General features: G+C 68.1%; 27 protein-coding genes and 1 tRNA gene. 15 read left to right on the top strand and 13 right to left on the bottom strand.

Annotated elements, in window-relative coordinates; all coding sequences use genetic code 11:
* Positions 1-351: 351 nt before the first annotated feature.
* From RSD66_RS02815 to hppD, 7 genes are all read right to left on the bottom strand, one after another.
* Positions 352-436 (bottom strand) — tRNA-Leu (locus RSD66_RS02815).
* Between the two features lie 89 nt (positions 437-525).
* Positions 526-1,533 (bottom strand): fumarylacetoacetate hydrolase family protein, encoded by a 1,008-nt coding sequence (locus tag RSD66_RS02810; RefSeq protein ID WP_415288910.1) that lies wholly within the window; start codon positions 1,531-1,533, stop codon positions 526-528.
* Between the two features lie 59 nt (positions 1,534-1,592).
* Complete coding sequence (locus RSD66_RS02805) at positions 1,593-1,892, bottom strand: hypothetical protein (protein ID WP_415288909.1); 300 nt, start codon at positions 1,890-1,892, stop codon at positions 1,593-1,595.
* Complete coding sequence (locus RSD66_RS02800; protein WP_415289558.1) at positions 1,883-2,359, bottom strand: methyltransferase family protein; 477 nt, start codon at positions 2,357-2,359, stop codon at positions 1,883-1,885. Before RSD66_RS02800 ends, RSD66_RS02805 begins: the two co-directional genes overlap by 10 nt.
* A 5-nt stretch (positions 2,360-2,364) precedes the next feature.
* Positions 2,365-3,450: an isoaspartyl peptidase/L-asparaginase family protein gene (locus tag RSD66_RS02795; protein WP_415288908.1), complete on the bottom strand. Its 1,086-nt coding sequence runs from the start codon at positions 3,448-3,450 to the stop codon at positions 2,365-2,367.
* Positions 3,451-3,504: 54 nt separating this feature from the next.
* Positions 3,505-3,690 (bottom strand): hypothetical protein, encoded by a 186-nt coding sequence (locus RSD66_RS02790; protein WP_024353787.1) that lies wholly within the window; start codon positions 3,688-3,690, stop codon positions 3,505-3,507.
* Complete coding sequence (gene hppD / locus RSD66_RS02785) at positions 3,691-4,776, bottom strand: 4-hydroxyphenylpyruvate dioxygenase (RefSeq protein WP_415288907.1); 1,086 nt, start codon at positions 4,774-4,776, stop codon at positions 3,691-3,693.
* A gap of 225 nt (positions 4,777-5,001) precedes the next feature.
* Between hppD and RSD66_RS02780 the strand changes: the two genes are divergently transcribed.
* From RSD66_RS02780 to RSD66_RS02770, 3 genes are read left to right on the top strand one after another with little or no spacing between them, the layout of a single operon-like run.
* The gene (locus RSD66_RS02780) at positions 5,002-5,583 is read left to right on the top strand and encodes a YqaA family protein (protein ID WP_119412627.1); all 582 of its coding nucleotides are present in this window, start codon (positions 5,002-5,004) and stop codon (positions 5,581-5,583) included.
* A gap of 55 nt (positions 5,584-5,638) precedes the next feature.
* Positions 5,639-6,178 carry a disulfide bond formation protein B gene (locus RSD66_RS02775; RefSeq protein ID WP_415288906.1) on the top strand — a complete coding sequence of 180 codons (540 nt, stop codon included), beginning with the start codon at positions 5,639-5,641 and terminating at the stop codon, positions 6,176-6,178.
* Positions 6,179-6,189: 11 nt separating this feature from the next.
* The gene (locus RSD66_RS02770) at positions 6,190-6,780 is read left to right on the top strand and encodes a demethoxyubiquinone hydroxylase family protein (RefSeq protein WP_119412626.1); all 591 of its coding nucleotides are present in this window, start codon (positions 6,190-6,192) and stop codon (positions 6,778-6,780) included.
* Between the two features lie 181 nt (positions 6,781-6,961).
* Here the strand turns inward: RSD66_RS02770 and RSD66_RS02765 are convergent, their stop codons facing one another.
* Both RSD66_RS02765 and RSD66_RS02760 read right to left on the bottom strand, forming a co-directional pair.
* Entirely contained in the window at positions 6,962-7,501 is a 540-nt protein-coding gene (locus tag RSD66_RS02765; RefSeq protein WP_415288905.1) for an FKBP-type peptidyl-prolyl cis-trans isomerase, read from the bottom strand.
* On the bottom strand, positions 7,482-8,684 hold the full coding sequence (locus RSD66_RS02760) for a threonine ammonia-lyase (protein ID WP_415288904.1): 1,203 nt from the start codon (positions 8,682-8,684) through the stop codon (positions 7,482-7,484). The genes RSD66_RS02765 and RSD66_RS02760 overlap by 20 nt, the downstream gene beginning before the upstream one ends.
* A 152-nt stretch (positions 8,685-8,836) precedes the next feature.
* On the opposite strand from RSD66_RS02760, the gene RSD66_RS02755 reads away from it, so the two are divergent.
* From RSD66_RS02755 to RSD66_RS02735, 5 genes are all read left to right on the top strand, one after another.
* On the top strand, positions 8,837-9,373 hold the full coding sequence (locus RSD66_RS02755; protein ID WP_119412623.1) for a hypothetical protein: 537 nt from the start codon (positions 8,837-8,839) through the stop codon (positions 9,371-9,373).
* Positions 9,374-9,579: 206 nt separating this feature from the next.
* Positions 9,580-9,747: a hypothetical protein gene (locus tag RSD66_RS02750; protein ID WP_415288903.1), complete on the top strand. Its 168-nt coding sequence runs from the start codon at positions 9,580-9,582 to the stop codon at positions 9,745-9,747.
* Between the two features lie 105 nt (positions 9,748-9,852).
* Positions 9,853-11,973, top strand: a complete 2,121-nt coding sequence (locus RSD66_RS02745) for a TonB-dependent receptor domain-containing protein (RefSeq protein ID WP_415288902.1) — start codon at positions 9,853-9,855, stop codon at positions 11,971-11,973.
* A gap of 11 nt (positions 11,974-11,984) precedes the next feature.
* Positions 11,985-13,124: an ABC transporter substrate-binding protein gene (locus RSD66_RS02740; RefSeq protein WP_415288901.1), complete on the top strand. Its 1,140-nt coding sequence runs from the start codon at positions 11,985-11,987 to the stop codon at positions 13,122-13,124.
* A gap of 35 nt (positions 13,125-13,159) precedes the next feature.
* A complete protein-coding gene (locus RSD66_RS02735) occupies positions 13,160-14,230 on the top strand; it encodes a YncE family protein (RefSeq protein ID WP_415288900.1) in 1,071 nt (356 codons plus the stop codon).
* A gap of 79 nt (positions 14,231-14,309) precedes the next feature.
* Here the strand turns inward: RSD66_RS02735 and RSD66_RS02730 are convergent, their stop codons facing one another.
* Complete coding sequence (locus RSD66_RS02730) at positions 14,310-15,098, bottom strand: ABC transporter ATP-binding protein (protein WP_024353799.1); 789 nt, start codon at positions 15,096-15,098, stop codon at positions 14,310-14,312.
* Positions 15,095-16,195, bottom strand: coding sequence for a FecCD family ABC transporter permease (locus tag RSD66_RS02725; RefSeq protein WP_415288899.1), 1,101 nt, complete (start codon positions 16,193-16,195; stop codon positions 15,095-15,097). The genes RSD66_RS02730 and RSD66_RS02725 overlap by 4 nt, the downstream gene beginning before the upstream one ends.
* A gap of 60 nt (positions 16,196-16,255) precedes the next feature.
* Here RSD66_RS02725 and RSD66_RS02720 point away from each other — a divergent pair, with 60 nt between their 5' ends.
* From RSD66_RS02720 to truA, 6 genes are all read left to right on the top strand, one after another.
* Positions 16,256-17,023: an alpha/beta hydrolase gene (locus RSD66_RS02720; protein WP_415288898.1), complete on the top strand. Its 768-nt coding sequence runs from the start codon at positions 16,256-16,258 to the stop codon at positions 17,021-17,023.
* A gap of 80 nt (positions 17,024-17,103) precedes the next feature.
* Positions 17,104-17,508, top strand: coding sequence for an acyl-CoA thioesterase (locus RSD66_RS02715; RefSeq protein ID WP_415288897.1), 405 nt, complete (start codon positions 17,104-17,106; stop codon positions 17,506-17,508).
* Between the two features lie 72 nt (positions 17,509-17,580).
* Positions 17,581-18,153 carry a peptide deformylase gene (gene def / locus RSD66_RS02710; protein ID WP_024353804.1) on the top strand — a complete coding sequence of 191 codons (573 nt, stop codon included), beginning with the start codon at positions 17,581-17,583 and terminating at the stop codon, positions 18,151-18,153.
* Positions 18,153-18,368: a hypothetical protein gene (locus RSD66_RS02705; protein WP_415288896.1), complete on the top strand. Its 216-nt coding sequence runs from the start codon at positions 18,153-18,155 to the stop codon at positions 18,366-18,368. Before def ends, RSD66_RS02705 begins: the two co-directional genes overlap by 1 nt.
* 27 nt (positions 18,369-18,395) lie before the next feature.
* Positions 18,396-19,319 carry a methionyl-tRNA formyltransferase gene (fmt, locus tag RSD66_RS02700; RefSeq protein WP_415288895.1) on the top strand — a complete coding sequence of 308 codons (924 nt, stop codon included), beginning with the start codon at positions 18,396-18,398 and terminating at the stop codon, positions 19,317-19,319.
* The gene (gene truA, locus RSD66_RS02695; RefSeq protein WP_415288894.1) at positions 19,319-20,068 is read left to right on the top strand and encodes a tRNA pseudouridine(38-40) synthase TruA; all 750 of its coding nucleotides are present in this window, start codon (positions 19,319-19,321) and stop codon (positions 20,066-20,068) included. The genes fmt and truA overlap by 1 nt, the downstream gene beginning before the upstream one ends.
* Before the next feature lie 9 nt (positions 20,069-20,077).
* Here the strand turns inward: truA and RSD66_RS02690 are convergent, their stop codons facing one another.
* Both RSD66_RS02690 and RSD66_RS02685 read right to left on the bottom strand, forming a co-directional pair.
* A complete protein-coding gene (locus tag RSD66_RS02690; RefSeq protein WP_029673311.1) occupies positions 20,078-20,488 on the bottom strand; it encodes a YidB family protein in 411 nt (136 codons plus the stop codon).
* Positions 20,489-20,590: 102 nt separating this feature from the next.
* The gene (locus RSD66_RS02685) at positions 20,591-20,728 is read right to left on the bottom strand and encodes an entericidin A/B family lipoprotein (RefSeq protein WP_119412611.1); all 138 of its coding nucleotides are present in this window, start codon (positions 20,726-20,728) and stop codon (positions 20,591-20,593) included.
* 96 nt (positions 20,729-20,824) lie between these two features.
* Here RSD66_RS02685 and RSD66_RS02680 point away from each other — a divergent pair, with 96 nt between their 5' ends.
* Positions 20,825-22,489: a thiamine pyrophosphate-binding protein gene (locus RSD66_RS02680; protein ID WP_415288893.1), complete on the top strand. Its 1,665-nt coding sequence runs from the start codon at positions 20,825-20,827 to the stop codon at positions 22,487-22,489.
* Positions 22,490-22,517 lie beyond the last annotated feature (28 nt).

The following is a 22,517-nucleotide window of genomic DNA, read 5'->3' as shown; positions in this document are numbered from 1 at the left end:
TGACCCGCTTTGCATAATGGGACCTGACGCCTACTGCGCTGAGTACGCCACCATCCTATTCGGGACCGGCCCAGGAGCTCAGGGGAAATGTATGGTCTGGGCTTGGAATCTCTACAATGGAGAATTCTGTAATGGCCCGCTGGTCGACGGCTCTCTGAAAGCCATCAAAGAGTAGATATATTCATTTACCCTCACCACGAGGGCAAAGAAACGGCGATCCGAATAAGACCGCCGTTTCTATTATTCATAGAGGATTCATTGTCAGTATTGAATAGGCTCAATGAGAAAGAGTAAGCGCCGTAAATCGGCCCTTACGGCCCCGAAAAGGGGCTAAGTCATTGAAAAGTCAGCTGGTGCCGGTGGTCGGACTCGAACCGACACTCCTTGCGGAACCGGATTTTGAGTCCGGCGCGTCTACCAATTCCACCACACCGGCACGGCCTGGCTCAAGGCGGCGCAATCTAGCGACGGCTGAGGTCGCGTCAATCGATGAAGCGCAGCCGTCGCCAGTTTTTATCGGGTTGCTCAGGCCGGCTCCACGGTCTGCTCGATGGCGCCGAACAGGGTGCGGTTCTTGTCGTCCAGCATTTCGATGCGGACGGTGTCGCCGTGTTTGAGGAAGGGCGTCTTGGCAGCGCCGGTCTGGATGGTCTCGACGGTGCGGATTTCGGCGATGCAGCTGTAGCCAAGGCCGCCTTCGGACACCGGCTTGCCGGGGCCGCCGTCGGCGTCCTTGTTCGACACCGTGCCCGAGCCGATGACCGTCCCGGCGCCTAAGGAGCGCGTCTTGGCCAGGTGGGCGATCAGGGTGCCGAAGTCGAAGGTCATGTCGACGCCCGCATCGGCGCGGCCGAAATCCTGACCGTTGATCTGAACCAGCAGGGCGCCCGACAGCTTGCCGTCGTTCCACTGCTCGCCCAGGGCGTCCGGGGTGACGAAGACCGGCGACAGGGCGCTGGCGGGCTTGGACTGGACGAAGCCGAAGCCCTTGGCCAGTTCGCCGGGGATCAGGTTGCGAAGCGAGACGTCGTTGACCAGGCCGACCAGACGGATCGAGGCCAGAGCTTCGTCGCGGCTGGCGCCGAGAGGGACATCGCCGGTGACGACCACGATCTCGGCCTCCAGATCGCAGCCCCAGGCCTCGTCCTTCAGCGGGATGGCGTCGCGCGGCGACAGGAAGCCGTCGGATCCGCCCTGATACATCAGCGGATCGGTCCAGAAGCTCTCGGGCATCTCGGCCCCGCGCGCTTTGCGCACCAGTTCGACGTGGTTCACATAGGCCGACCCGTCGGCCCACTGATAGGCGCGCGGCAGGGGGGCGGCGGCCTCGTGCTCGCGGAAACGGCCGCGCGGCACGGCTTCGTGCTCAAGGCTTTCGGCCAGGGCGCGCAGCAGCGGCTCGCACCGCTCCCAGTCGTCCAGCGCCGCCTGCAGCGTCGGGGCGATCAGGAAGGCGTCCGTGAACCAGTTCAGGTCGTTGGAGACGACGACGAGGCGGCCGTCACGGCCGTGCTTGAGCGAGGCGAGTTTCATGAGCTGAAGCTAATCCGAAGCAGGGCCGGAGGGAAGTCTGCGCGACGGGCGCAGACGCGTCAGGGGGTATCGACGCCCGGCGGGCTGATGACGGCGCGCGCTTCGGCGCCGGTGCGTTTGGCCGGGTCGCGGACCTCGACCTCGATGATGATGGCGCCGACGGGATCATGCGCCCACAGATAGCGGCGTTCGACCTCGACCTCACGACCGGATGGGGCCATGCCCTCATAGGTGTCGCCCCAGGGGGTGATCGCCTTCATCTCGACCCAGCGCAGGGCGCAGGCGGCGTCCAGTTCCTCAAGCGCCATTTCCGACAGTTCATCGGCGTGGGGCTCCGGCGTTTCAGGGCTTACAGCCATCGACGGACCTTCTGGCGATAGGCCTCGTACTCGGGGCCGAAACGGGCGGACAGATAGCGCTCCTCGCGGGCGATAACGAAGCGGTCGACCACGATCAGGCAGGGGATCAGCAGGCCAAGGGCGATCGGGCTGTCCATCGCGATCGCCAGCCCCAGATAGGTGATGGCGAACCCCAGATAGATCGGGTTGCGGCTGAAGCGGTAGAGGCCGCCGGTGGCCAGAACCGTCGTCGGCTTCCACGGCTCGGGCGGGGTGCCCAGGCGGCGGAAATAGCCCGCCGCCGCCCCGTCCAGCAGCAGGCCGCCCAGGATCAGCACGAGGGCGAGGCCGCGCCGAACCTCAGTCGCAAGGCCAAGCGACGGCTCGCCCAGCCACTGGCCCAACCCCCAGCCGCCGAGCAGGAAGGCGAAATAGATCGCGGGCGGCGGCACGACGACGCCCGAATGATCGCCCCTGCCCGGCTTCATGGGCGTCAACGCGCGGCTTCTTCGTCGCCGTAGATGGCGACGCGCGCGGGCGAGGTCGAGGACACCGCGCCGCGATACATGCCCGAGGTGTTCATCGAGAAGGCGTGGACGCCGTCTTTGCCCATGACGATGACGCCGCCGTCGCCGCCGATAGAGCCGACCTCGGCGATCTCGGCGTCGGCCGCCTGCTGCACGCCGGCGCCAGTCGCGGTGCGGCTGCAGATGTCGCGGGCCACGGTGGCGCGGATGAAGTATTCACCCGAACCCGTCGCCGAGACGGCGCAGCCGTCGGCGTTGGAGGCGTAGGTCCCGGCGCCGATGACCGGCACGTCGCCGACCCGGCCCCAGCGCTTGGCCGTCATGCCGCCGGTCGAGGTGGCGGCGGCCAGGCGGCCCTGGCTGTCCATCGCCACGGCGCCGACCGTGCCGAACTTGCGCTCATCCAGCGGGGCTTCATGCAGGTTGAAGGCCAGGGGCGCGGCCGGACCCAGGCGAGCCGGTTCGGCCGGAGCGCCTTCCGGGCGCGGCGGCAGGGGCTGCCCGGCGTCGCGCAACGCCTTCAGCAGGGCCTGCCAGCGGCTTTCGGTGAAGAAGAAGCCGGGGCCGACCTCTTCCAGACCCGCCGAGCGGGCGAAGGTCTCGGCGCCCTCGCCGATCAGCATGACGTGGGGCGACTTCTCCATCACCGCGCGGGCGGCGGCGATGGGGTGGCGGGTGCGGGTCAGGCCTGCGACGGCGCCCGCGTTCAGGTCCGTCCCGTCCATGACGGCGGCGTCCAGTTCGTTCTTGCCCGCCGAGGTGAAGACGGCGCCGCGCCCGGCGTTGAACAGGGGGTTGTCCTCCATCGCCTCGACGGCGGCCTGAACCGCGTCCAGCGAGGAGCCGCCGCGCGCCAGCACGGCCGAACCGGCGTCCAGCGCCGCCTGCAAGCCCGCGCGATAGGCCGCGTCGCGCTCGGGGCTCAGCTGGGCGCGCTCGATCACGCCCGCGCCGCCGTGGATGGCCAGCGACCAGGTCGGCGCCTCCTGAGCGAGGGCAGGCGCGGCCAGGACGGCGGCGGCCGCAGCAGCGGCGAAGGCGATGGACTTCATTTCAGGCTCCCCAATGTACTGTCTGATCCCCATGCAATGGGGAGGCGGGCAAAGCTAGGCCTTGTGGTGCAGGCGACGCCAGAGCCGGTGGGCCAGGATCGGGGCGAAGCCGCAGACGAGGGCGGCGATCAGGACCATCCAGAACCCGCCCCCCAGCCAGTATTCGCCCGCGAGCGCCCCGGCCCCGGCCGCCAGAAGCGGGCCGAGCCAGGGCAGCCAGTGCGGCGGTCGGAACCGCATTCAGGCGTCGACCTTGATGACGCCGCGACGGATCTGGTCCAGCTCGATCGAATCGAACAGGGCCTGGAAGTTGCCGTTGCCGAAGCCTTCATTGCCCTTGCGCTGGATGATCTCGAAGAAGATCGGGCCGAAGGTGTCCTGGGTGAAGATCTGCAACAGCAGGCCTTCCTCGTCCGAACCGTCGATCAGGATGCGGTTCTTGCGCATCCGCTCCACGTCCTCGCCGTGGCCCGGCAGGCGTTTGTCGATCAGCTCGAAATAGGTCTCGATGGTGTCCTGGAAGTCGACGCCGCGCGCGCGCATGGCTTCGACCGTCTCGAAGATGTTCTCGGTCGTCAGGGCGATGTGCTGGATGCCTTCGCCGTTGTAGCGGCGGATGAATTCCTCGATCTGGGAATTCTCGTCCTGGCTCTCGTTCAACGGGATGCGGATGGCGCGGTCGGGCGCGATCATGGCCTGGGAGAACAGGCCCGTCGCCTTGCCCTTGATGTCGAAATACTTCTGCTCCTCGAAGTTGAACACCGAGTTGTAGAAGCCCGACCAGGTGCGCATCTCGCCGCGACGGACGTTGTGGGTCAGGTGGTCCAGGATCTCCAGACCGACGCTGTTCTTGCGCTCGGCCTCTTCCCAGCCCTCGATCTCGTCCCATGCGTCATAGAGGGAGCCGGTCTCGCCATACTGGTCGATGACGTAGAGCAGGCTGCCGCCGATGCCCTGCAGCACATAGGGGTAGTCGTTGGCCAGCGCCCCGCCGTGCACGCCCTCGGCTGCGCGTGCGCCACGCGCCAGCGCGCCTTCATAGGCCGCCTTGGCGTCGGCGACGCGGAAAGCCATGCCGTTGGCCGACGGGCCGTGGTCGCGGGCGAATTCCGCCGCCTGCGCTTTCGGCGTTCGATGGACCAGCATGGTGATGTCGCCCTGCTTCAGGCGCACCACGTCATTGGCCGGGTTCACATGCGTCGGAGTGAAGCCCATCAGCTCCAGACGCGAAATCATCGCCTCGGGCTCGGGGCCGGTGAATTCGACGAACTCGAAGCCGTCGACGCCGAGGGGGTTTTCCTGGTCGAGTTTGGCGGCGTCCTGCATGACGCGTCTCCTCTCTCTTATGGTTTGGCGCGGCCGGGGCCGTCATGGCGCGGCCGCTGATTGGGGCGGAACCTACTGGCGGGGCGGCATGGGGCGCAAGGCGGGTTTCAGCGGAAAGGGCGCACGTTCCAGTGTCGCAGCCGCGGCCTGACCTCTCGCCCGCATCGGCGCAGCCTGCTATCGGGCAGAACGACAAGAGGCGGGGGCCTCGATCAGGACGCCTGAATGCTGCGCAAGCTCTACGACTGGGTCTTCTCTCTGGCCCGCCATCGTCACGCCACCCGGTCGCTGGCCGTCGTCTCCTTCGCCGAAAGCTCCTTCTTCCCGATTCCGCCGGATGTGATGCTGGCGCCGATGGTGCTGGCCAAGCCCGAGCGCGCCTATTTCTATGCGGCGGTCTGCACCATCGCCTCGGTGCTGGGCGGCCTGCTGGGTTACGCCATCGGCTATTTTCTGGAGCCGGTGGGCCTGCAGATGCTGGCCTGGCTGGGCAAGGCCGATACGTTCGAGGCGTCCAAGGCCCTGTTCCAACAGCACGGCGCCTGGGTCATCCTGATCAAGGGCCTGACGCCCATCCCCTTCAAGCTGATCACCATCGCCTCGGGCATCTTCCAGTTCAATCTGGCGCTGTTCATCGCCCTGTGCGTCGTGACGCGCGGCGCCCGCTTCTTCCTGGTCGCCTTCGTGCTCAAGCGCTGGGGGCCGCCGATGCTGGCGATCGTCGAAAAGCGGCTGGCCCTGTTCACCGTGCTGTTTCTTGTGCTGCTGGTCGGCGCCTTCTTTATAGTCAAGCTTATCGGACACTGATCGACGCCGCCCCCGGCACGGTTTATGAGAGGCGCCCGGTTCCTGTGAGGCGCACATGAGCGCGATCTACAAATTGCTGACCCGCTGGTGGACGGCCTTCGCCCTGGCCGCCGCCCTGGCCATGCTGGGCGCCGCCCATGCGTTCGAGCGGTTCGGCGGAATGCCGCCGTGCAGCCTGTGTCTGAAGCAACGCGAGGTCTATTGGGCCGCCGTCGCCATCGCCGGAGCCGCGACCTTCTGGGCCCTGTTCAGCCGGGCCAGCCGGGGCACGCCGCGCATCGCCTCCTTCCTGCTGGCCGTCGTCTTTCTGACGGGGGCGGTCACGGCGGCTTATCATGCCGGGGGCGAGCTGAAGTGGTGGAGCCTGCCCGCCACCTGCATGGCCGCGCCTTCGACCTCGATCGACCTGTCGGCGCTGACGGCGCTGCTCGACGGCACGGGGGGCGGGACGGCCTTCGTCTCCTGCGGCGACGTGCCGTGGAGTTTTGCGGGCCTGTCGATGGCGGGCTGGAACTTTGTCATCTCTCTGGCGCTGGCTATCATCAGCCTGCTGGCGGCGAAACGTCCCAAGGACGCGCGCGCGCCCAAGAGCTAAGAAGGGGCGTCATGACCCAATCCGCTGAAGACATCGCCGCCGCTCGCCGCATTCCCCTGCCGCGCCCCGGCGTCGGTCAGGACAAGGCGCGGCTGGCTGAAATGCTGCGCGTCGACCATGCGGGCGAGTTCGCCGCCGTCCACATCTACCGCGCCCAGCGCGCCGTGCTGGAAGGCCGCAAGGGCAAGGACGCCATCGCCGCCGACCTGACCGAGATGGAAGGGCATGAAGCCGTCCACCTGGCCCGCTTCGAGACCCTGCTGAACGAGAACCGGGTGCGCCCGACGGCCATGATCCCGCTGTGGAAGCTGGCGGCCACGGCGCTGGGCGCCGGAACGGCCCTGATCTCGGAAAAAGCCGCCCACGCCTGCACCGAGGCGGTCGAGAGCGTCATCGAGAAACACTATGCCGACCAGATCGAGGAAATCCGCGACCGCGATCCCGAGCTGGCCGCCGAACTGACCAAGTTCCGCGAAGAGGAACTGGCCCACCACGACCACGCCATCGAGCACGGCAGCCGCGAAGCGCCCGCCTATCGCCTGCTCAGCAGCGTCATCAAGGTCGGTTGCAAGGCCGCCATCAAGATCAGCGAACGCATCTAGAGCCCTTCTCCCCCTTGAGGGAAGGTGGCTCGCGCAGCGAGACGGATGAGGGGTGTCGACGCGACATTCAGCAAGGATGCGGCGACGGCGTGATCAAACCTTCAGGTCGCCGCAATGACACCCCTCATCCGAGCGCCTTGCGGCGCCCACCTTCTCCCGCAAGGGGGAGAAGGAAGACGCTTTAGCCCATCGCCGAGCCGACGCCGCGCCCGCCGCCGGGGACCGGCGCGACGTCCAGCAGCTTGAGGCGGAACACCAGCACGGCGTTGCCGGGGATCATCGGCGGGCCGCCCATCTCGCCGTAGCCCAGCTCGGGCGGCAGGAAGAGAATCCACTCGTCCCCCGGTTTCATCATCTGCAGGGCCTCGGTCCAGCCGGGCACCACCCCCTCGGGCGAGAAGACGGCCGGGGCGCCGCGCTTGAACGAGCTGTCGAACACCGTGCCGTCGGTCAGCGTGCCTTCATAGTCGACCTTGACCAGATCGTTGCGGTCGGGGCTGACGCCGCCCGCCGGGCCGGAGGCCACGACCTTGTACTGCAGGCCGGACGGAAGGGTCCGGACGCCTTCTTCGGAGGCGTTCTGTTTCATGAAGGCGGCGGATTCGGCGGCGTTCTTCGCCAGGTCCTCGGGCGCGGCGGTCGGGCGGCCGCAGGCGGCCAGGGTCAGCAGGGCGGTCGCGGCGAGGGCGGCGGCGGGGCGTTTAGCCCATGCGAAGTTCATAACCCTGGTCCTTCAAGGCGGCGCCGATTTCCTCGGCGTGACGGGCGTCGCGGGTCTCGACCATGATGTCGAACTCGGCGCCCTTGGCGGGCACGTCCAGCGCCAGCCGGTTGTGCACGACGTCGATGATGTTGCCGCCCAGCCCGCCGATCACGGCGGCCATGGCCGACAGCATGCCCGGGCGGTCGTCGCCCAGGATGCGATAGACAATCAGCCGCTTCTCGCGGACCATTTCGCGGTTCAGCACCACGGCCAGCATGCGGGCGTCGATGTTGCCGCCGGTCAGTTCGACGCCGATCTTCATGCCCTTGAAGCGTTCGGGGTTGGCCAGGATGGCGGCCAGGCCGCCCGCCCCGGCGCCCTCGGCCACAGTCTTCTCCAGCGTCGCAAGCAGGGCCACGCCCTTTTCGAAATCGGCCTCCTCGCAGACGAAGACCTCATCGATCAGCGCATCAGCCAGGGCGAAGGGAATCTCGCCCACGGCCTTGATGGCGATGCCCTCGGCGATGGTCTGGCCGCTGCATTTGGCGGGCTCGCCGCGACGGCGCGCGGTGAAGGAGGGATAGCGGGCGGCCTCGACGCCGAAGATCTTGATGTCCGGCTTGACCGCCTTGGCGGCGATGGCGCTGCCCGCGATCAGACCGCCGCCGCCGATGGGGATGATCAGGGCGTCCAGGTCCGGCGCGTCCTCGACGAACTCCAGGCCGCAGACCCCCTGCCCCGCCACAATGCCCTCATCGTCGAAGGCCGAGACGAAGACATAGCCGTGCTCGGCCTTCAGCCGCTTGGCTTCCTCGGTCGAGGCCGAGAAGTCGAGTCCGTGGATGACGACATTGGCGCCGTGGGCGCGGGTGCCGTCCACCTTCACGAAGGGAGTGCCCTCGGGCATGACGATGGTCACGGGCACGCCCAGACGGCCGCCGTGATAGGCCAGGGCCTGGGCGTGGTTGCCCGCCGAGGCGGCGACGACGCCGCGCTTCTTCTCGTCCGGGGTCAGCTGCAGCAGCCGGTTCAGGGCGCCGCGCTCCTTGAAGCTGCCAGTGAAGTGCAGATTGTCGAACTTGATCCAGATCTCGGCGCCGGTCAGCTGCGACAGGCGGCGCGAGTAACGGACGGGCGTGCGGTCGACCTGGCCGGCGATACGCTGCTGCGCCGCCCGGATGTCGTCGATGGTGACGGTCATGAAGTCCCTAAATTCAGTGTGGCCGGCCTCTGTCGTCCGGTCTCCGGCGCCTCTTGTGGAACAGGCTGCGGCGGCGGGCAACCTTGACTCACCCCTGCGACGGGGCTCATGCCGGAACACGCCTGATCGAGTAAAGCCGGAGCCGACCTACGATGACCGACCGTCCCTCGAACGCGCGCCGCTCGCGCCGGATCGCCCTCGCCGCCGTGGCGGTCGCCGGACTGACGCTGGCCGCCTGCGCCACCACGCCGATGGGCGGCGGGACCACCGGCCCGGCCGTCTTCAGCGCCGACGACTTCGCCTGGTCGGCGCGCGCCGGTCAGGCCTCGATCAACGGCCGTGTCGAATTCATTCAGGACGGCCGCGCCTTCCAGTGCGTCGGCAATGTCGGCCTGATCCCCGACACCCCCTACACCCGCGCCCGGATGCAGCGCCTGTACGGCTCGACCGAACGCGCCGCCGTGCCCGCCGCCGTGGTGCGCGCCCGCTCGGCCGGGGAACAGGGCGCCGACTATCGCTCGTTCGAGCGGGCCGAAGCCTGTACGGATAACGGCTTCCGCTTCACCGGCCTGCCCGACGGCGGCTGGTTCCTAATCTCGCCGGTCAAGGCGGGAGACGAGATCGTGGTGGTTATGCGCCGGGTCCAGACGCGCGGCGGGCGCGCCATCAGCGTCAACCTTGGCCATTGACAATACTGACGAATTACGAAAGCTGATCGCTGTTCGCCATCCTTTGGCCGTATGAGGCCGCTCTCTGAACCGTCCGCTACAGGACAGTCGGGAGCGTATTCTTGTCCCAGCATAACATCGTGGGCTCCGAGGCCTTCAGCAATCGACAGTATGTGCTGATCACGCACGTCAGATCGAGCGGCTCCCGCCGTCGGCGCGCGCGCGCCATGACCGCCTATGTTGTCGTGGCCGTCCTGGCCCTGTCGGCGGGCGCGGCGGCGGCGGCCTTCGCCCTGGGGCCCTTCCTGGTGCGGGCGCCGCAAACCGAGGCGCTCTCCGTCGCTCCGGCATCGGACCAGCCGACGCCCAGCCTGCCGACGCCGCCCGCCGCCTGATCTTCCCCCGTCTTCTCGTCCGCCTTGCGTCAGCGTGTCCCATCAGCACGCTTGCAAGTGCGAGTGATTATTACTATTCGCCATTCCTCTTGATTGAGGCATGGAATGACGAGCTTGAAGACCGGCGCCGCGAGCACACTGGCCCTGCTGACCGTGATCGGCGGCTGGGCGACGACGGCGCAGGCGCAGGACTCCAACGTCGCCACGGTTGACGATGTCGTCGTCACGGCCTCGACCCGCGCCCAACGCATTGAACAGGCGCCCGCCACCATCACCGTCGTCTCGGCCCAGCAGCTGGAAAGCCGCGCCTATGTCGATCTGTTCGACGCCGTGCGCGACGTCGAGGGCGTGTCGGTCAGCGGCGGCTCGAACTTTCAGGACATCTTCATCCGCGGCCTGCCGGGCGCCTATACGCTGACGCTGGTCGACGGCCGGCGCCAGTCGACGCGCGACGCCCGGGTCAACGGCAACGGCGGTCTGGAGCAGAGCTTCACCCCGCCCGTCTCGGCCATCGAACGGATCGAGGTGGTGCGCGGGCCGATGTCGTCGCTGTACGGCTCGGACGCCATTGGCGGCGTCATCAACATCATCACCCGCAAGGTGCCGGACCGCTGGGGCGGGACGATCTTGGCGGACTATGTGGCGCAAGAAGGCGGCGACAACGGCGACTGGAGCCAGGGTCAGTTCTACCTGGCCGGGCCGATCGTCGGCGGCAAGCTGGGTGCCCAGATCTGGGGCCGGGTCTATGACCGCGCCGAGGACGACATCTTCAACGCTCCCAGCAGCACCGGCGTCATGGGGTCCGAGGAACACAGCCTGACCGGCCGTCTGGCCTGGACGCCCACGCCCGACCACGAGGTCATGCTGCAGGCCGACACCACGCGCATCGAACGCTTCAGCACGGCGGGCAAGACCGTGGCCGCCAATGGCCGCAGCACCCGGAACGACCACAGCCGCGACAGCGCCTCCCTGTCGTGGAACGGGAACTGGAGTTGGGGGACCAGCGCCCTGTCGCTGATGCGCGAAGAGTCGTCGCGTGAGATTTTCACCGCCGACGCGACCGGGGCGATGGTGCGCAATCCACGCGCGCCGGAACTGACCAATACGGTGCTGGACGCCCTGTTCAACCTGCCGCTGCAGGGCTCGCGTCTGGGGGATCACAACCTGGTCTTCGGCGGCCAGTGGATCGAGAACAGCCTGAAGGACATCAACCCCGGCGCCCGCGACAATGTGGCCAAGACCTTCGAGGTCTGGCAGCGCGCCCTGTTCATCGAGGACGAGTGGACCCTGACGCCGGAACTGGCGCTGACGTTGGGCCTGCGGGTCGACGACCACAAACGCTACGGCGATCACTGGAGCCCGCGCGCCTATGCCGTCTGGACGCCCAGCAAGACGCTGACGATCAAGGGCGGCGTCTCGACCGGCTTCCGTGCGCCGGAAATCCGCGCCGTGGCGGACGGCTACGCCTATGAGACGGGCGGCGCCAACTGCAACTATGGGGCGGGCCTGTGCGGCGTCATCATCGGCGACCCGAATCTGAAGCCGGAAAGCAGCGTCAACTATGAGGTCAGCGCCCTGTGGCGGCCGATCCCGACGCTGGCGCTGAACGCCACGGTGTTCCGCACCAACTTCAAGGACAAGATCGCCGACGACCGCGTGTGCGGCCCGGACGTCAACAACAACGGCGTCTGCGACGTGCCGGATGAAGTCATGCGCTGGGACGAGGACCCGCTGTATCAGCTGTATTACTGGTACAATATCAACGACGCCCGCATTCAGGGCGTCGAGCTGGGCGGCAGCTGGCAGGCGACCGATCAGCTGACGCTGAAGGCGGGCTATACCTATACGGACTCGGCCCAGAAGGGCGGGCTGTACGACGGCCTGCCGCTGTCGCGCACGCCCGAGCACATGGCCAATCTGCGCGCCGACTACGCCGCGACGGACCGGCTGAACCTGTGGGCGGCGGCCTCCTATCACGGCGAAGAGATCAATGCGGGCCTGCGCGTCGGCATCAATGGCGAGCCGGTGCTGGATGGGCCGCGTCAGGTCGGCCGCCGCTATCCCGACTACGCCCTGGCCGACATCGGCGCCAACTGGCGGGTGCGCGACGACGTGACGCTGAAGTTCGGCGTCTACAATCTGACGGACAAGGTGCTGAATGTCGCCGATTACGACTTCCAGGGCGACGGTCGTCGCTATTGGATGGGCGTCAGCTGGGACTTCTGAGGATGGGGCCGATGGCCGAATTCAAACCGGGCCGTCGCGCCCTTCTGCTGGGCGCCGCCGCCCTGATGGCCGCCGGCGCCGGGGCCTGCACGCGACGTGAAGAGACGGGGGCCTCGTCCCTGCTGACCGATCTGCGCGACCGGCCCGTCGCCATCACCCCGCCGGTGACGAAGCTTTCGATCGACGACAGCCGCTTCCTGATCGCCCTGTCGCTGATCCATCCCGATCCGGTCAGCCTGCTGGCCGCCTGGGCGGGGGACGTGAACCGGCTCAGCCCCGAAATCTACGCCGCCTATCTGGAGAAGTCCCCGGCGCTGGCCAGCCTGCCCAGGACGCCCAGTTCAGCCGCCGCCTTCAACGTCGAAGCGGTGCTGGGCGCCCAGCCCCAGGTCGCCCTGGTGTCGCTGGATTCCGGCCCGACCGACGCCCAGACGGCGCAGCTGGAGCAGGCGGGCGTGCGCGTCGCCTATATCGACTTCTTCCAGCACCCGTTCCAGAATCAGCCCCGCAGCCTGAGCCTGCTGGGGTCCATGATCGGCCGCGAGGAGCAGGCGCAGGCCTATAACGCCTTCCGCGCCGCCAAGCTGAAAACCATCTCCGACCGTGTGGCCGGGCTGAAGGACGAGCAGAAGCCGACCGTCTTCCTTGAGGCCCACGCGGGCAACGGACCGGACTGCTGCAACTCGGTCGGCGCCGGGAATATCGGCGACTATCTGACCTTCGTCGGCGCCCGCAACATCGGGGCCGAGGCGCTGAAACAGCCGTCCGGCAAGCTGAACCTGGAGTTCGTGGTCGAGCGCGATCCCGACATCTACATCGCCACCGGCGGCCCGCACCTGGAGAAGACCGGCGGCTTTGTCGTCGGCCCGAAATACGACGCAGAGACCTCGCGCGCCTCGCTGCGCCGCGTGGCCGGGCGGCGCGGCCTGTCGACCCTGAAGGCGGTGCGCGAGGGCAAGGTGCACGGCCTGTCGCACCAGTTGATCAACTCGCCCATCGACATCGTCGCCACCGAGGTTCTGGCCAAGTGGATTCAGCCCGAACTGTTCGCCGATCTGGACCCGCGCGCGACGCTGGACACGATCAACAAGGACTTCCTGGCCGTGCCCTATCGCGGGGACTACTGGACCGATCTGGTCCCGGCCGCCTGATGTCCTGCCCCCTGATTTCACCCCGGAGAACCGCCATGACCATCCTGCGCAACGGCCTTGTCACCGCCGCCGCCTTCGCCGCCCTGACGATGGCCTCGACCGCCTCGGCCCAGACGATCGAGAAGACCGTCAAAGTCGCCCCCGGCGGCCTGTATGAGATCGTCTTCAACCCGGCCGACAACGACCTCTATGTCGCCGCCGTCGGCCCGCGCGGCGCCAATCAGGCCCAGATCGTTCGCCTGCAGGGCCAGAGCCTGGCGCCGGAGTCCTCGGTCGACGTCTCGGCCAATCCGCTCTATGGCCTGAACCTGAACACCCGCACCCAGGTCCTGTACGGCACCGACACCCGCGCGGGCGCCGTCACGGCCATCAACGCCCGCACGGGCGAAGTCATCTCCACCATCCGCAACGGCGACGAAGAAGGCGCTCACGTCCGCCAGGTCGTCGTCGATGAGGCGAACAACAAGGTCTATGTCAGCGTCGTCGGCGGCGAGGCGGACGACGCCGCCAAGCCGAACCTGGTCTGGGTCATCGACGGCGCGACCAATAAGGTCGAGCGGGCCATTCCCGTCGCGATCGGCGCTTTGACCGGCGCGGCCTTAGATCCGGCGACCAACCGCCTCTACGTCACGGGCATGAGCAGCAATGAAGTCGCCGCCATCGACCTGGCCACCGGCGAGACGGTCGGCAAATGGCCGTCGCACGGCGATTCCGCCATCAACGTCGCCGTCGATTCCGAAGGCCGCCGCCTGTTCGTCGCCAACCAGAAGTCGGGCGAACTGACGGTGCTGAACGCCGACACCGGCGCCCTGATCCACAAAGCCGCCACCGGCGCGGGCGCCCTGAGCGTCGCCTACAACGGCGCGGTCAAGCAGATCTACGTCGCCAACCGTCAGGCGGGCACGGTGACGGTGCTGGATTCGGACACCTATGAAGTGAAGGCCAACCTGGAGACCGGGACCTTCCCCCAGACCATCGCCATCGATCGCGCGACCAACGCCGTCTACGTCTCGAACAAGGCGCGCGGCCTGCCGCGCAACGCCCCGGCCGGCACGCCGGTCCCGGTCGACCCGACCGGCGACGTGGTGACGCTGATCCGTCCGTAGTCCCGATCAGGACCGAATAAGAAAAGGCCCGGCCGCCGATGCAGCCAGGCCTTTTTCATGGGTTGGATAGAAGCGACGATCAGTGCGCCAGCACGTCGTCGATCATGACCTGCAGCACGCCGCGATCGCAGCGCTGGACGCGGGCCGAGACGCGATAGACCTCGGCCAGGATGGCGGGCGTGACGGCTTCGTCGGGTGTCCCGAAGGCGACCAGCCGCCCCTTGGCCATGACGGCGATCCGGTCCGAGACGCGCGCCGCCGCCTGAAGATCGTGCAGCACGATCATCACCGTCATGCCCCGCTCGGCCGCCGCTTCGCGCGCCAGGTCCAGCACGCGCAGTTGATAGTGCAGGTCGAGCGCGCTGGTCGGTTCGTCCAGCAGCAGCAGGCGCGGCTCGCGCGCCAGGGCCTGAGCCAGGCCCGCCAGCTGTTTCTGGCCGCCTGACAGCCGGTCCAGACGCTGCCCGGCCAGAGCCTCGGCGCCGATGCGTTGCAGCACCTCATAGGCGCGCTCGACCGCCTGTTGGTCGGTGAAGCTGGCGCCGCCCAGCGGCGTGGCGCGGATTGAGGCGACCACCGTCTCCAGCACCGTCAGGGCTACGCCCTGCGGCAGGGTCTGGGGCATGTAGGTGACGCGCTTGGCCCGATCGGCCAGCGACAGGCCGGTCAGTTCAGCGTCATCCAGCCGGATCGCCCCCTTGGCCGGGATCAGACCAGCGAGGGCCCGCAGGAAGGTGCTTTTGCCCGCGCCGTTCGGGCCGACCACGGACACCACCTCGCCGGGGCTGAGCGGCGGCAGGCTGAGGCCCTCGACGATGGGGCGGCCGCCGTAACCGGCGCTGAGATTCTGGATATCCAGCCCGGTCATGCGCGTCCCCCGTTGCGGAAGATCAGCACCAGGAAAACCGGCACCCCGATCACGGCGGTGACGATGCCGACCGGCATCAGCACGCCGGGCACGATGATCTTGGACGCCGCCGAGGCCAGCGACATGATGACGGCCCCCGACAGGATGCTGGCGGGCAGGAAGAAGCGGTGATCCTCGCCGACCAGCAGGCGGGCGATGTGCGGCCCGACCAGACCGATGAAACCGATGGCGCCGACGAAGGCCACGGCCGTCGCCGACAGCAGGCTGACCCGCAGCAGGGACAGGAAACGCAGACGCTTCACGTCGACGCCGAAGCTCATGGCCCGGTCCTCGCCGAGGCGAAGCGCCGTCAGGCCGCGCGAGGACAGCAGGGAAAAGGGCGCGACCACCGCCAGCACTACGCCCAGCGCCCCGACATTGCCCCAGGTGGCGCGCGACAGCGATCCCATCGTCCAGAACACCAGTTGCTGCAGCGCCTCGGCCGAGGACAGGAACTGCACCAACGCCGTCAGGGCGTTGAAGGCGAAGACCAGGGCGATGCCGAACAGGACGATGTTCTCGACGCCCGAGCCCTTCATCCGCGCCAGCGCCTGAAGCGCCAGCACCGAGCCGAAGGCGAAGACGAAGGCGTTCAGCGGCACCAGCCAGTCGGCGCCGATGAAGCTGGCCCCTACCCCCAGCACGATAGCCAGCGAAGCGCCGAAGGAGGCGGCCGAGGACACGCCCAGCGTAAAGGGACTGGCCAGCGGATTGTTCAGCACCGTCTGCATCTCGGCGCCCGCCAGGGCCAGGGCGGCGCCGACCATCATCGCCATCAGGGCGTAGGGCAGGCGCACCTGCCAGACGATGGCCTGCTGGGCCGTGGTCAGGCTGGACGGGTCGAACACGCCCTGAAGCACGGTCAGGGGAGACATGGAGGACGGCCCCGTCACCACGTCCAGCAGCAGACTGCACAAGGCCAGAACCGCAAGCCCGCCGATGGCGACGAACCGCAAGCGCACGTCGCGCCCATAGGCCGCAATCGCGTCGGGCGTTCGGCTGGGCGTCGCGCTAGACGCCGCTTTCGACGCGGCAGGTTCAAGACTCGCCAACAGCACACTCCATTCAGCGACTGCGTCGCAATACATCTCAGGGCCGAGATGGGCTAGGGTGAAGCCATGGATTCCGCCGCTTGCGTCTTTTCGCCCTCCGCCCCGCCCCTGTCCGGCGGGTGCCGCGCCTTGAGCCTGACCGCCGGGAGCGACGCGCCCGGCCTGAGCCTGTGGCTGAGCGCGCCCGAGGGCGAGCCCCCGGCTGAGGGCTGGCCCCTGCTGATCGTGATGGAGGGCGAGGCCTATTTCACCGCCGCCGCCGAGTGCGCGCGCCGCCTGGCCCGCCGCCCGCAGAAGACGCGCGTGGGGCCGATGATGGTGATCGGCGTCGCCCTGGCGCCCGGCGCAGAGCGGTTGGGCGCCTTCGCCTTCGTTCCCGGCGCCGACAAGGGCGGGCGGACAGTCGCGCCGCGCGGTCCCGACCTGCTGCGCCGACTGATCGAAGACGTCCTGCCGCTGGCGGTCCGGCACGGCGCCGACCCTGCGCGCGCCGCCCTGATGGGCCATTCCATGTCGGGTCAGTTCGTATTGGAAGCGCGCGCGCGCTCGGCCCCCTTCGCCCGCTTCGTCGCCATCAGCCCGTCGATCTGGTGGAATCCGGCCGTCATCAAGGCTCAACCGCCGCAGACCCGAAGCGACCTGTTCCTGGCCGTCGGCGCCGAAGAAGAGGCCCCTGCCCTGCCCGGCCCGCATCTGGCGCGGCGCATGGTCTCCAACCTGCGCGATCTGGCGACAGCCAACGGGGCGACCCTGTCGGTCCTGGCCGACGAGGACCACGGCTCTGCGCCCTTCGCCAGCCTGCCTGCAGTTCTGCGTTTCGTCGCCCGTTCCTGAGATCGCCGCAACGAACTTGCGCCCTCAAGGCCAAAGGCGCATGAAATCCGCCCTCCCCCTCGCCCTATCGAGAAATCGCCGTGTCCGACGAAAAGCCTATCGCCACCCTGCCTGAAGGACAGCCCGTCGGCCGCGTCATCGCCATGCCCGCCGACACCAACCCCGAGGGCGATATCTTCGGCGGCTGGCTTCTGGCCCAGATGGACCTGGCCGGGGCGACCCCGGCGTTCGAGCGCGCAGGCGGCCGCTGCGCCACTGTGGCGCTGGACGGCATGGTGTTTCACCAGCCGGTGTCGGTCGGCGACGAGGTGTCCATCTACGCCAGGATCATCAAGATCGGACGTACCTCGATCCGCGTGCATGTCGAGGCGTGGAAGCGGGCGCGCGGCCAGGCTGAAGCCCTGTCGGTCCGCGTGACCGAGGGCGTCTTCACCTATGTGGCCATCGACCAGGACCGCAAGCCGCGCGAAGTGCCGCCTGCCTGAAGACGTTCTCAAGTCCCAGCGCGACAGTCGGTAATTCTTGACCTTCGGGGGTTGCGGCCCTACCTCCCCCGCATGGCCATTCGTCGTATCCTGACTATCGATAACGCCGCCGATCTGGCGATCCTGAAGACCGTCGCCGCGCCCGTCGAGGGCGGCGTCAGCGACGCCGTGCGCGCCCTGATGGATGACATGCTGGAAACGATGTACGACGCGCCGGGCATTGGTCTGGCCGCGCCGCAGATCGGCGAGCTGACCCGCGTGGTCGTCATGGACCTAGGCGACAAGCCGGTCGAGGGCGCCGCTGACGAGCCGCAGACCGAGGAAGAGGCGCTGGAGCGCCGCAACCCGCGCTTCTTCGTCAATCCGGAAATCCTGTGGGCGTCGGAGGAGATGTTCTCCTACGAAGAGGGCTGCCTGTCGGTGCCGACCTATTATGACGCGGTCGAGCGTCCGGCCCGCGTGCGCGTCCGCTACATGAACTATCAGGGCGAGACGATCGAAGAAGAGATCGAGGGCCTCTACGCCGTCTGCTTCCAGCACGAACTGGATCACCTGAACGGCGTGCTGTTCATCGACCACCTGTCGCGCCTGCGTCGCGACCGCGCGGTCGCCAAGGTCAAGAAACACGCGAGGATGGCCGCCTGATGTCCCGCAAGACCCGCATCATAGACCAGCGCGGCCGTCGCCGCCTGACGCGCAATGAAAAGGTCGGCGTCGTCAGCGTCGCGACCCTGCTGGCCGTCGCCGCCGTCGGCGTGGTGGCGGGCCTCATCGTCGACCGCCTGCTCGATTTCGACGACGCGCTGGACGCGGGCGGCGAGTGGGACGAGGGCGGCGGCGTCTATACCCGCTGGATGTAATCGGCCTCACGGTCTAAAGGCCTGCCCATGCGCCTAGCCTTCATGGGAACCCCCGACTTCGCCGTGCCGTCCCTGGCCGAGCTGATCGCCTCGGGGCACGAGATCGTCGCCGTCTATTCGCAACCGCCGCGCCCCAAGGGCCGGGGCCAGAAGCTGACGCCGTCGCCGGTTCACGCCTTCGCCGAGGCCATGGGCCTGCCGGTCTTCACGCCAGAAAGCATGAAGTCGGCAGAAGCGATCGACGTCTTCAAGAGCCTGGACCTCGACGCCGCCTGCGTCGTCGCCTACGGCCAGATCCTCAAGCCCGAGGTGCTGGAAGCGCCGCGTCTGGGCTGTTTCAACCTGCACGGGTCGCTGCTGCCGCGCTGGCGCGGAGCCGCCCCGATCCAGCGCGCCATCATGGCGGGCGATCGCCAGACCGGCGCCCAGATCATGCGGATGAGCGAAGGACTGGACGAAGGCGCCATCATCCTGTCGGAACTGATGGACATCCACGCCGACGACACGGCCGCCAGCCTCAGCGACCGCATGGCCCATGTCGGCGCCGCCCTGTGGCCGCGCGCCCTGGCGGCCATCGAGCGCGGCGGCTTCACCGAGACGGAGCAGACGGGCGAGCCGACCTACGCCCGCAAGATCACTTCGGCCGAGGCCCGCATCGACTGGACGCGCCCGGCCGCCGAGGTGGACGCCCACATCCGCGGCCTGTCGCCCTTCCCCGGCGCCTGGTTCGAGGTCGAGGCCGACGGCGAGCCGGTGCGCGTCAAGGCGCTGATGTCGGTTCTGGCTGACGGGCAAGGCCCGGCCGGTCAGGTGCTGGACGACGCCCTGACCATCGCCTGCGGAAGCGGCGCGGTGCGTCTGACCCGCGTGCAGCGTCCTGGCAAGGCGGCGCAACCCACCGAAGAAATGCTGAGAGGCTTCCCCATCTCCGCCGGAGTGGTTCTGGGCTGATGCCCCGCTATCGTTTCACGGTCGAATATGACGGCTCGGCCTACAACGGCTTTCAGGCCCAGACCGATCAGCCGACCGTGCAGGGCGCCATTGAGACGGCGATTACCGCCTTTTCAGGCCAGAGCGTGCGGATCGCCGCAGCGGGGCGCACCGACACGGGCGTCCACGCCACGGGCCAGACCTGTCATGTTGATCTGGACAAGGACTGGCCGGCGCAGACAGTCATGAACGCCCTGAACGCCCATCTGGTGAAAGAGGCGGTCGCGGTTCTGGACTGCACGCCGGTCAGCGACGACTGGCACGCCCGCTTCACCGCGACGGGGCGCAAATACCTGTATCGCATCTTGAACCGGCCCGGCCGCCCGGCGCTGGAGCGCGGCCGGGTCTGGCACGTCAGGAAGCCGCTGGACGCCGAGGCCATGCACGCCGCCGCCCAACATCTGATCGGCCTGCACGACTTCACCACCTTCCGCGACGCCGCCTGTCAGGCGGCCAGCCCGGTCAAGACGCTGGACGTCGCCCGCGTCGCCCGCGTCGGTGAAGAGGTGCATCTGGTGTTCGAGGCGCGCAGCTTCCTGCATCGTCAGGTGCGCTCCATGGCGGGCAGCATCGCCGAAGTGGGTCTGGGCCGCTGGAGTCCGGCCGATCTGGCCGAAGCGCTGGCGGCGAAAGACCGCGCCCGCTGCGGCCCGGTGGCGCCGTCAGACGGGCTGTATCTGACGGGCGTCACATATGAGGCGGAGACCTGAAGCCTCGCCTTAACGCTTGAACAGGCCGCCCAGGGCGCCGCCGAGGCCGCCCGGCAGGTTGTTCAGAAGACCGCCCAGCATGTCGTCAGCGCCGGCGGCCGTACCGTTCGGCGTCAGGCGGTCGATGACCTGCGGCAACAGGGTCGCCAGAGTCGCGCTGGCCTGTTCCGGCGACACGCCCAGCTTTTTGGCGAAGTCGGCGATAGGGCCGGAACCGAGCACGGCGGCGATCTGCTCGGCGCTGATCGCGGCGTTGCCGCCCTTGCCGATCCATGAGGCCGCCACATCGCCCAGGCCGTTCTGACCGAACTTTTCCGTCAGGCCCGCCACGCCGCCCTGGCTTTTCAGCAGATCGGCCACGCCCCCGGCCGCGCCGTCGCCCAGACCGCCCAGAATATTGTCCAGAAGTCCCATGCTCATTCCTCCGATTGGAGCGTCAGCATAGCGGATATCCTTGGCGGATTTGCCGCTGAAAGGTAAAACAAGGCGTCCGGCGACAGGGGAGCGGCGAAAGCCTTCACGTCAGTTCTTGGCGCGCTCCGAGCCCGAAGTGACGGCCTGACCGGCGGCCGACAGGTCGCGACCGATGCCCGAGACCGTATTGCAGGCGGCGGTGGTCAGGGCTGCGGCGATGACGCCCAGAACGATGAGCTTGCGCATGATGAAATCCCCGTGGATCGATAGAGCGCTTCAACGTGAAGCTTGGCCATAAGGTTGCATGGCCAATTCATCCTGCAATCTGCTAACGGCGAACGTATGACGCAAGCTCCTGACACCGCCGCCCGCCGTCTGGTCGACACCCTGGTGATGAACGGGGTCGACAAGGTCTTCTGCGTGCCGGGCGAGAGCTATCTGGCCGTGCTCGACGCCCTGGCCGACGTGCGCGACAAGATCGAGGTCATCGTCTGCCGTCATGAGGCGGGCGCCGCCAATATGGCCGAGGCCTATGGCAAGCTGACGGGCCGTCCCGGCGTCTGCATGGTCACGCGCGGACCGGGCGCGACCCACGCCAGCATCGGCGTGCATACGGCGCATCAGGATTCGACGCCGATGATCCTGTTCGTCGGCCAGATCGCCCTGACCGACCGGGGCCGCGGCGCCTTCCAGGAGGTCGACTATCGCGAGGTCTTCGGCGGCCTGGCCAAATGGGCGACCGAGATCGAAAGCCCGCAGCGCACCGTCGAAGTGGTCGAGCGCGCCTTCGCCACCGCTCAGCAGGGCCGCATGGGTCCGGTCGTCGTCGCCCTGCCCGAGAACATCCTGCACGAAGACGGCGGCCCCGCGCCGATCCGCCCCGTCGTCCCGGCCAAGGCCGCGCTGGACCCGGCCTTCGTCGAACAGGTGCGCGAGCGCCTGTCGCGCGCCGAACGCCCGATGCTGATCCTGGGCGGTTCGGGCTGGACCGATGAAGCGACCGACGCGATTTCCGACTGGGCAAAACGTCTGGGCCTGCCCCTTGCACTGTCCTTCCGCCGCAAGGATCTGATCCGTAACGACCACCCCGGCTATGCGGGCGACCTCGGCCTCGGACCGAACCCGAAGCTGGTGGCTCGGGTCAAGGACGCCGACCTGCTGTTGGTTATAGGCGCGCGCATGGGCGAGAACCCGACGCAGGGCTACACCCTGCTGGACCGCACCAAGACGGCGCAGACCCTGATCCACATCCATCCGGGACCGGAAGAGCTGGGCCGCGTCTGGGCGCCCGCCCTGTCGGCGGCGGCGGACAACTCGCTGGCGGCGCTGGCCCTGTCAGCCATTGAGCCGGGCCGGACATGGGGCGAACAGGGCGCAGCGGCCCATGCCGACTTCCTGAGCTTCTCCTCGCCCATCGAGGTTGAGAGCGCGGTCAACATGAGCGAGGTCATCGCCCACTTGGCCGACGCCCTGCCCGAGGACGCCATCATCACCAACGGCGCAGGCAATTTCGCCGCCTGGCTGCACCGCTTCCACCGCCATCAGGCGCGCCGCACCCAGTTGGCCCCGACCTCAGGCGCCATGGGCTATGGCTATCCGGCGGCGCTGGGGGCCAAGGCGGTCCATCCGTCGCGCGAAGTAGTCTGCATCGCCGGCGATGGCGACTTCATGATGAGCGCCAATGAGATGGCCACCGCCGCCCAGTACGGCCTCGGCGTCGTCGTGGTGGTCGTGGACAATGGGACCTTCGGCACCATCCGCATGCACCAGGAGCGGGAATACCCGGCCCGCGTCATCGCCACCGAGCTGAAGAACCCCGACTTCGTGAAATACGCCGAGGCCTTCGGCGCTTTCGCCGTGCGCTGCGAGACGACCGGCGACTTCCCGACGGCGCTGGCGACGGCGCGCGAGGCGGCGGCAGGCGGCCGTCCGGCGCTGGTCCACCTGATCACCGACGCCGAACAGATCGCGCCGGGGCGGACGATCACGCAGCTGCGCGCGAGCTGACCCTCTCCCGCCGGGAGAGGGCGATGCC

Origin of the sequence: Brevundimonas sp. S1H14, from assembly GCF_047716865.1 — a bacterium.
Lineage (GTDB): Bacteria > Pseudomonadota > Alphaproteobacteria > Caulobacterales > Caulobacteraceae > Brevundimonas > Brevundimonas naejangsanensis.
This window is presented reverse-complemented; position numbering and strand designations above follow the sequence as displayed.

Excerpts from the sequence above, each read along its gene's own strand:
- RSD66_RS02810 (WP_415288910.1), bottom strand. The coding sequence starts at position 1,533 with ATGAAACTCGCCTCGCTCAAGCACGGCCGTGACGGCCGCCTCGTCGTC.
- RSD66_RS02805 (WP_415288909.1), bottom strand. The coding sequence starts at position 1,892 with ATGGCTGTAAGCCCTGAAACGCCGGAGCCCCACGCCGATGAACTGTCG.
- RSD66_RS02800 (WP_415289558.1), bottom strand. The coding sequence starts at position 2,359 with ATGAAGCCGGGCAGGGGCGATCATTCGGGCGTCGTCGTGCCGCCGCCC.
- RSD66_RS02795 (WP_415288908.1), bottom strand. The coding sequence starts at position 3,450 with ATGAAGTCCATCGCCTTCGCCGCTGCTGCGGCCGCCGCCGTCCTGGCC.
- RSD66_RS02790 (WP_024353787.1), bottom strand. The coding sequence starts at position 3,690 with ATGCGGTTCCGACCGCCGCACTGGCTGCCCTGGCTCGGCCCGCTTCTG.
- hppD (WP_415288907.1), bottom strand. The coding sequence starts at position 4,776 with ATGCAGGACGCCGCCAAACTCGACCAGGAAAACCCCCTCGGCGTCGAC.
- RSD66_RS02780 (WP_119412627.1), top strand. The coding sequence starts at position 5,002 with ATGCTGCGCAAGCTCTACGACTGGGTCTTCTCTCTGGCCCGCCATCGT.
- RSD66_RS02775 (WP_415288906.1), top strand. The coding sequence starts at position 5,639 with ATGAGCGCGATCTACAAATTGCTGACCCGCTGGTGGACGGCCTTCGCC.
- RSD66_RS02770 (WP_119412626.1), top strand. The coding sequence starts at position 6,190 with ATGACCCAATCCGCTGAAGACATCGCCGCCGCTCGCCGCATTCCCCTG.
- RSD66_RS02765 (WP_415288905.1), bottom strand. The coding sequence starts at position 7,501 with ATGAACTTCGCATGGGCTAAACGCCCCGCCGCCGCCCTCGCCGCGACC.
- RSD66_RS02760 (WP_415288904.1), bottom strand. The coding sequence starts at position 8,684 with ATGACCGTCACCATCGACGACATCCGGGCGGCGCAGCAGCGTATCGCC.
- RSD66_RS02755 (WP_119412623.1), top strand. The coding sequence starts at position 8,837 with ATGACCGACCGTCCCTCGAACGCGCGCCGCTCGCGCCGGATCGCCCTC.
- RSD66_RS02750 (WP_415288903.1), top strand. The coding sequence starts at position 9,580 with ATGACCGCCTATGTTGTCGTGGCCGTCCTGGCCCTGTCGGCGGGCGCG.
- RSD66_RS02745 (WP_415288902.1), top strand. The coding sequence starts at position 9,853 with ATGACGAGCTTGAAGACCGGCGCCGCGAGCACACTGGCCCTGCTGACC.
- RSD66_RS02740 (WP_415288901.1), top strand. The coding sequence starts at position 11,985 with ATGGCCGAATTCAAACCGGGCCGTCGCGCCCTTCTGCTGGGCGCCGCC.
- RSD66_RS02735 (WP_415288900.1), top strand. The coding sequence starts at position 13,160 with ATGACCATCCTGCGCAACGGCCTTGTCACCGCCGCCGCCTTCGCCGCC.
- RSD66_RS02730 (WP_024353799.1), bottom strand. The coding sequence starts at position 15,098 with ATGACCGGGCTGGATATCCAGAATCTCAGCGCCGGTTACGGCGGCCGC.
- RSD66_RS02720 (WP_415288898.1), top strand. The coding sequence starts at position 16,256 with ATGGATTCCGCCGCTTGCGTCTTTTCGCCCTCCGCCCCGCCCCTGTCC.
- def (WP_024353804.1), top strand. The coding sequence starts at position 17,581 with ATGGCCATTCGTCGTATCCTGACTATCGATAACGCCGCCGATCTGGCG.
- RSD66_RS02705 (WP_415288896.1), top strand. The coding sequence starts at position 18,153 with ATGTCCCGCAAGACCCGCATCATAGACCAGCGCGGCCGTCGCCGCCTG.
- fmt (WP_415288895.1), top strand. The coding sequence starts at position 18,396 with ATGCGCCTAGCCTTCATGGGAACCCCCGACTTCGCCGTGCCGTCCCTG.
- truA (WP_415288894.1), top strand. The coding sequence starts at position 19,319 with ATGCCCCGCTATCGTTTCACGGTCGAATATGACGGCTCGGCCTACAAC.
- RSD66_RS02690 (WP_029673311.1), bottom strand. The coding sequence starts at position 20,488 with ATGAGCATGGGACTTCTGGACAATATTCTGGGCGGTCTGGGCGACGGC.
- RSD66_RS02685 (WP_119412611.1), bottom strand. The coding sequence starts at position 20,728 with ATGCGCAAGCTCATCGTTCTGGGCGTCATCGCCGCAGCCCTGACCACC.
- RSD66_RS02680 (WP_415288893.1), top strand. The coding sequence starts at position 20,825 with ATGACGCAAGCTCCTGACACCGCCGCCCGCCGTCTGGTCGACACCCTG.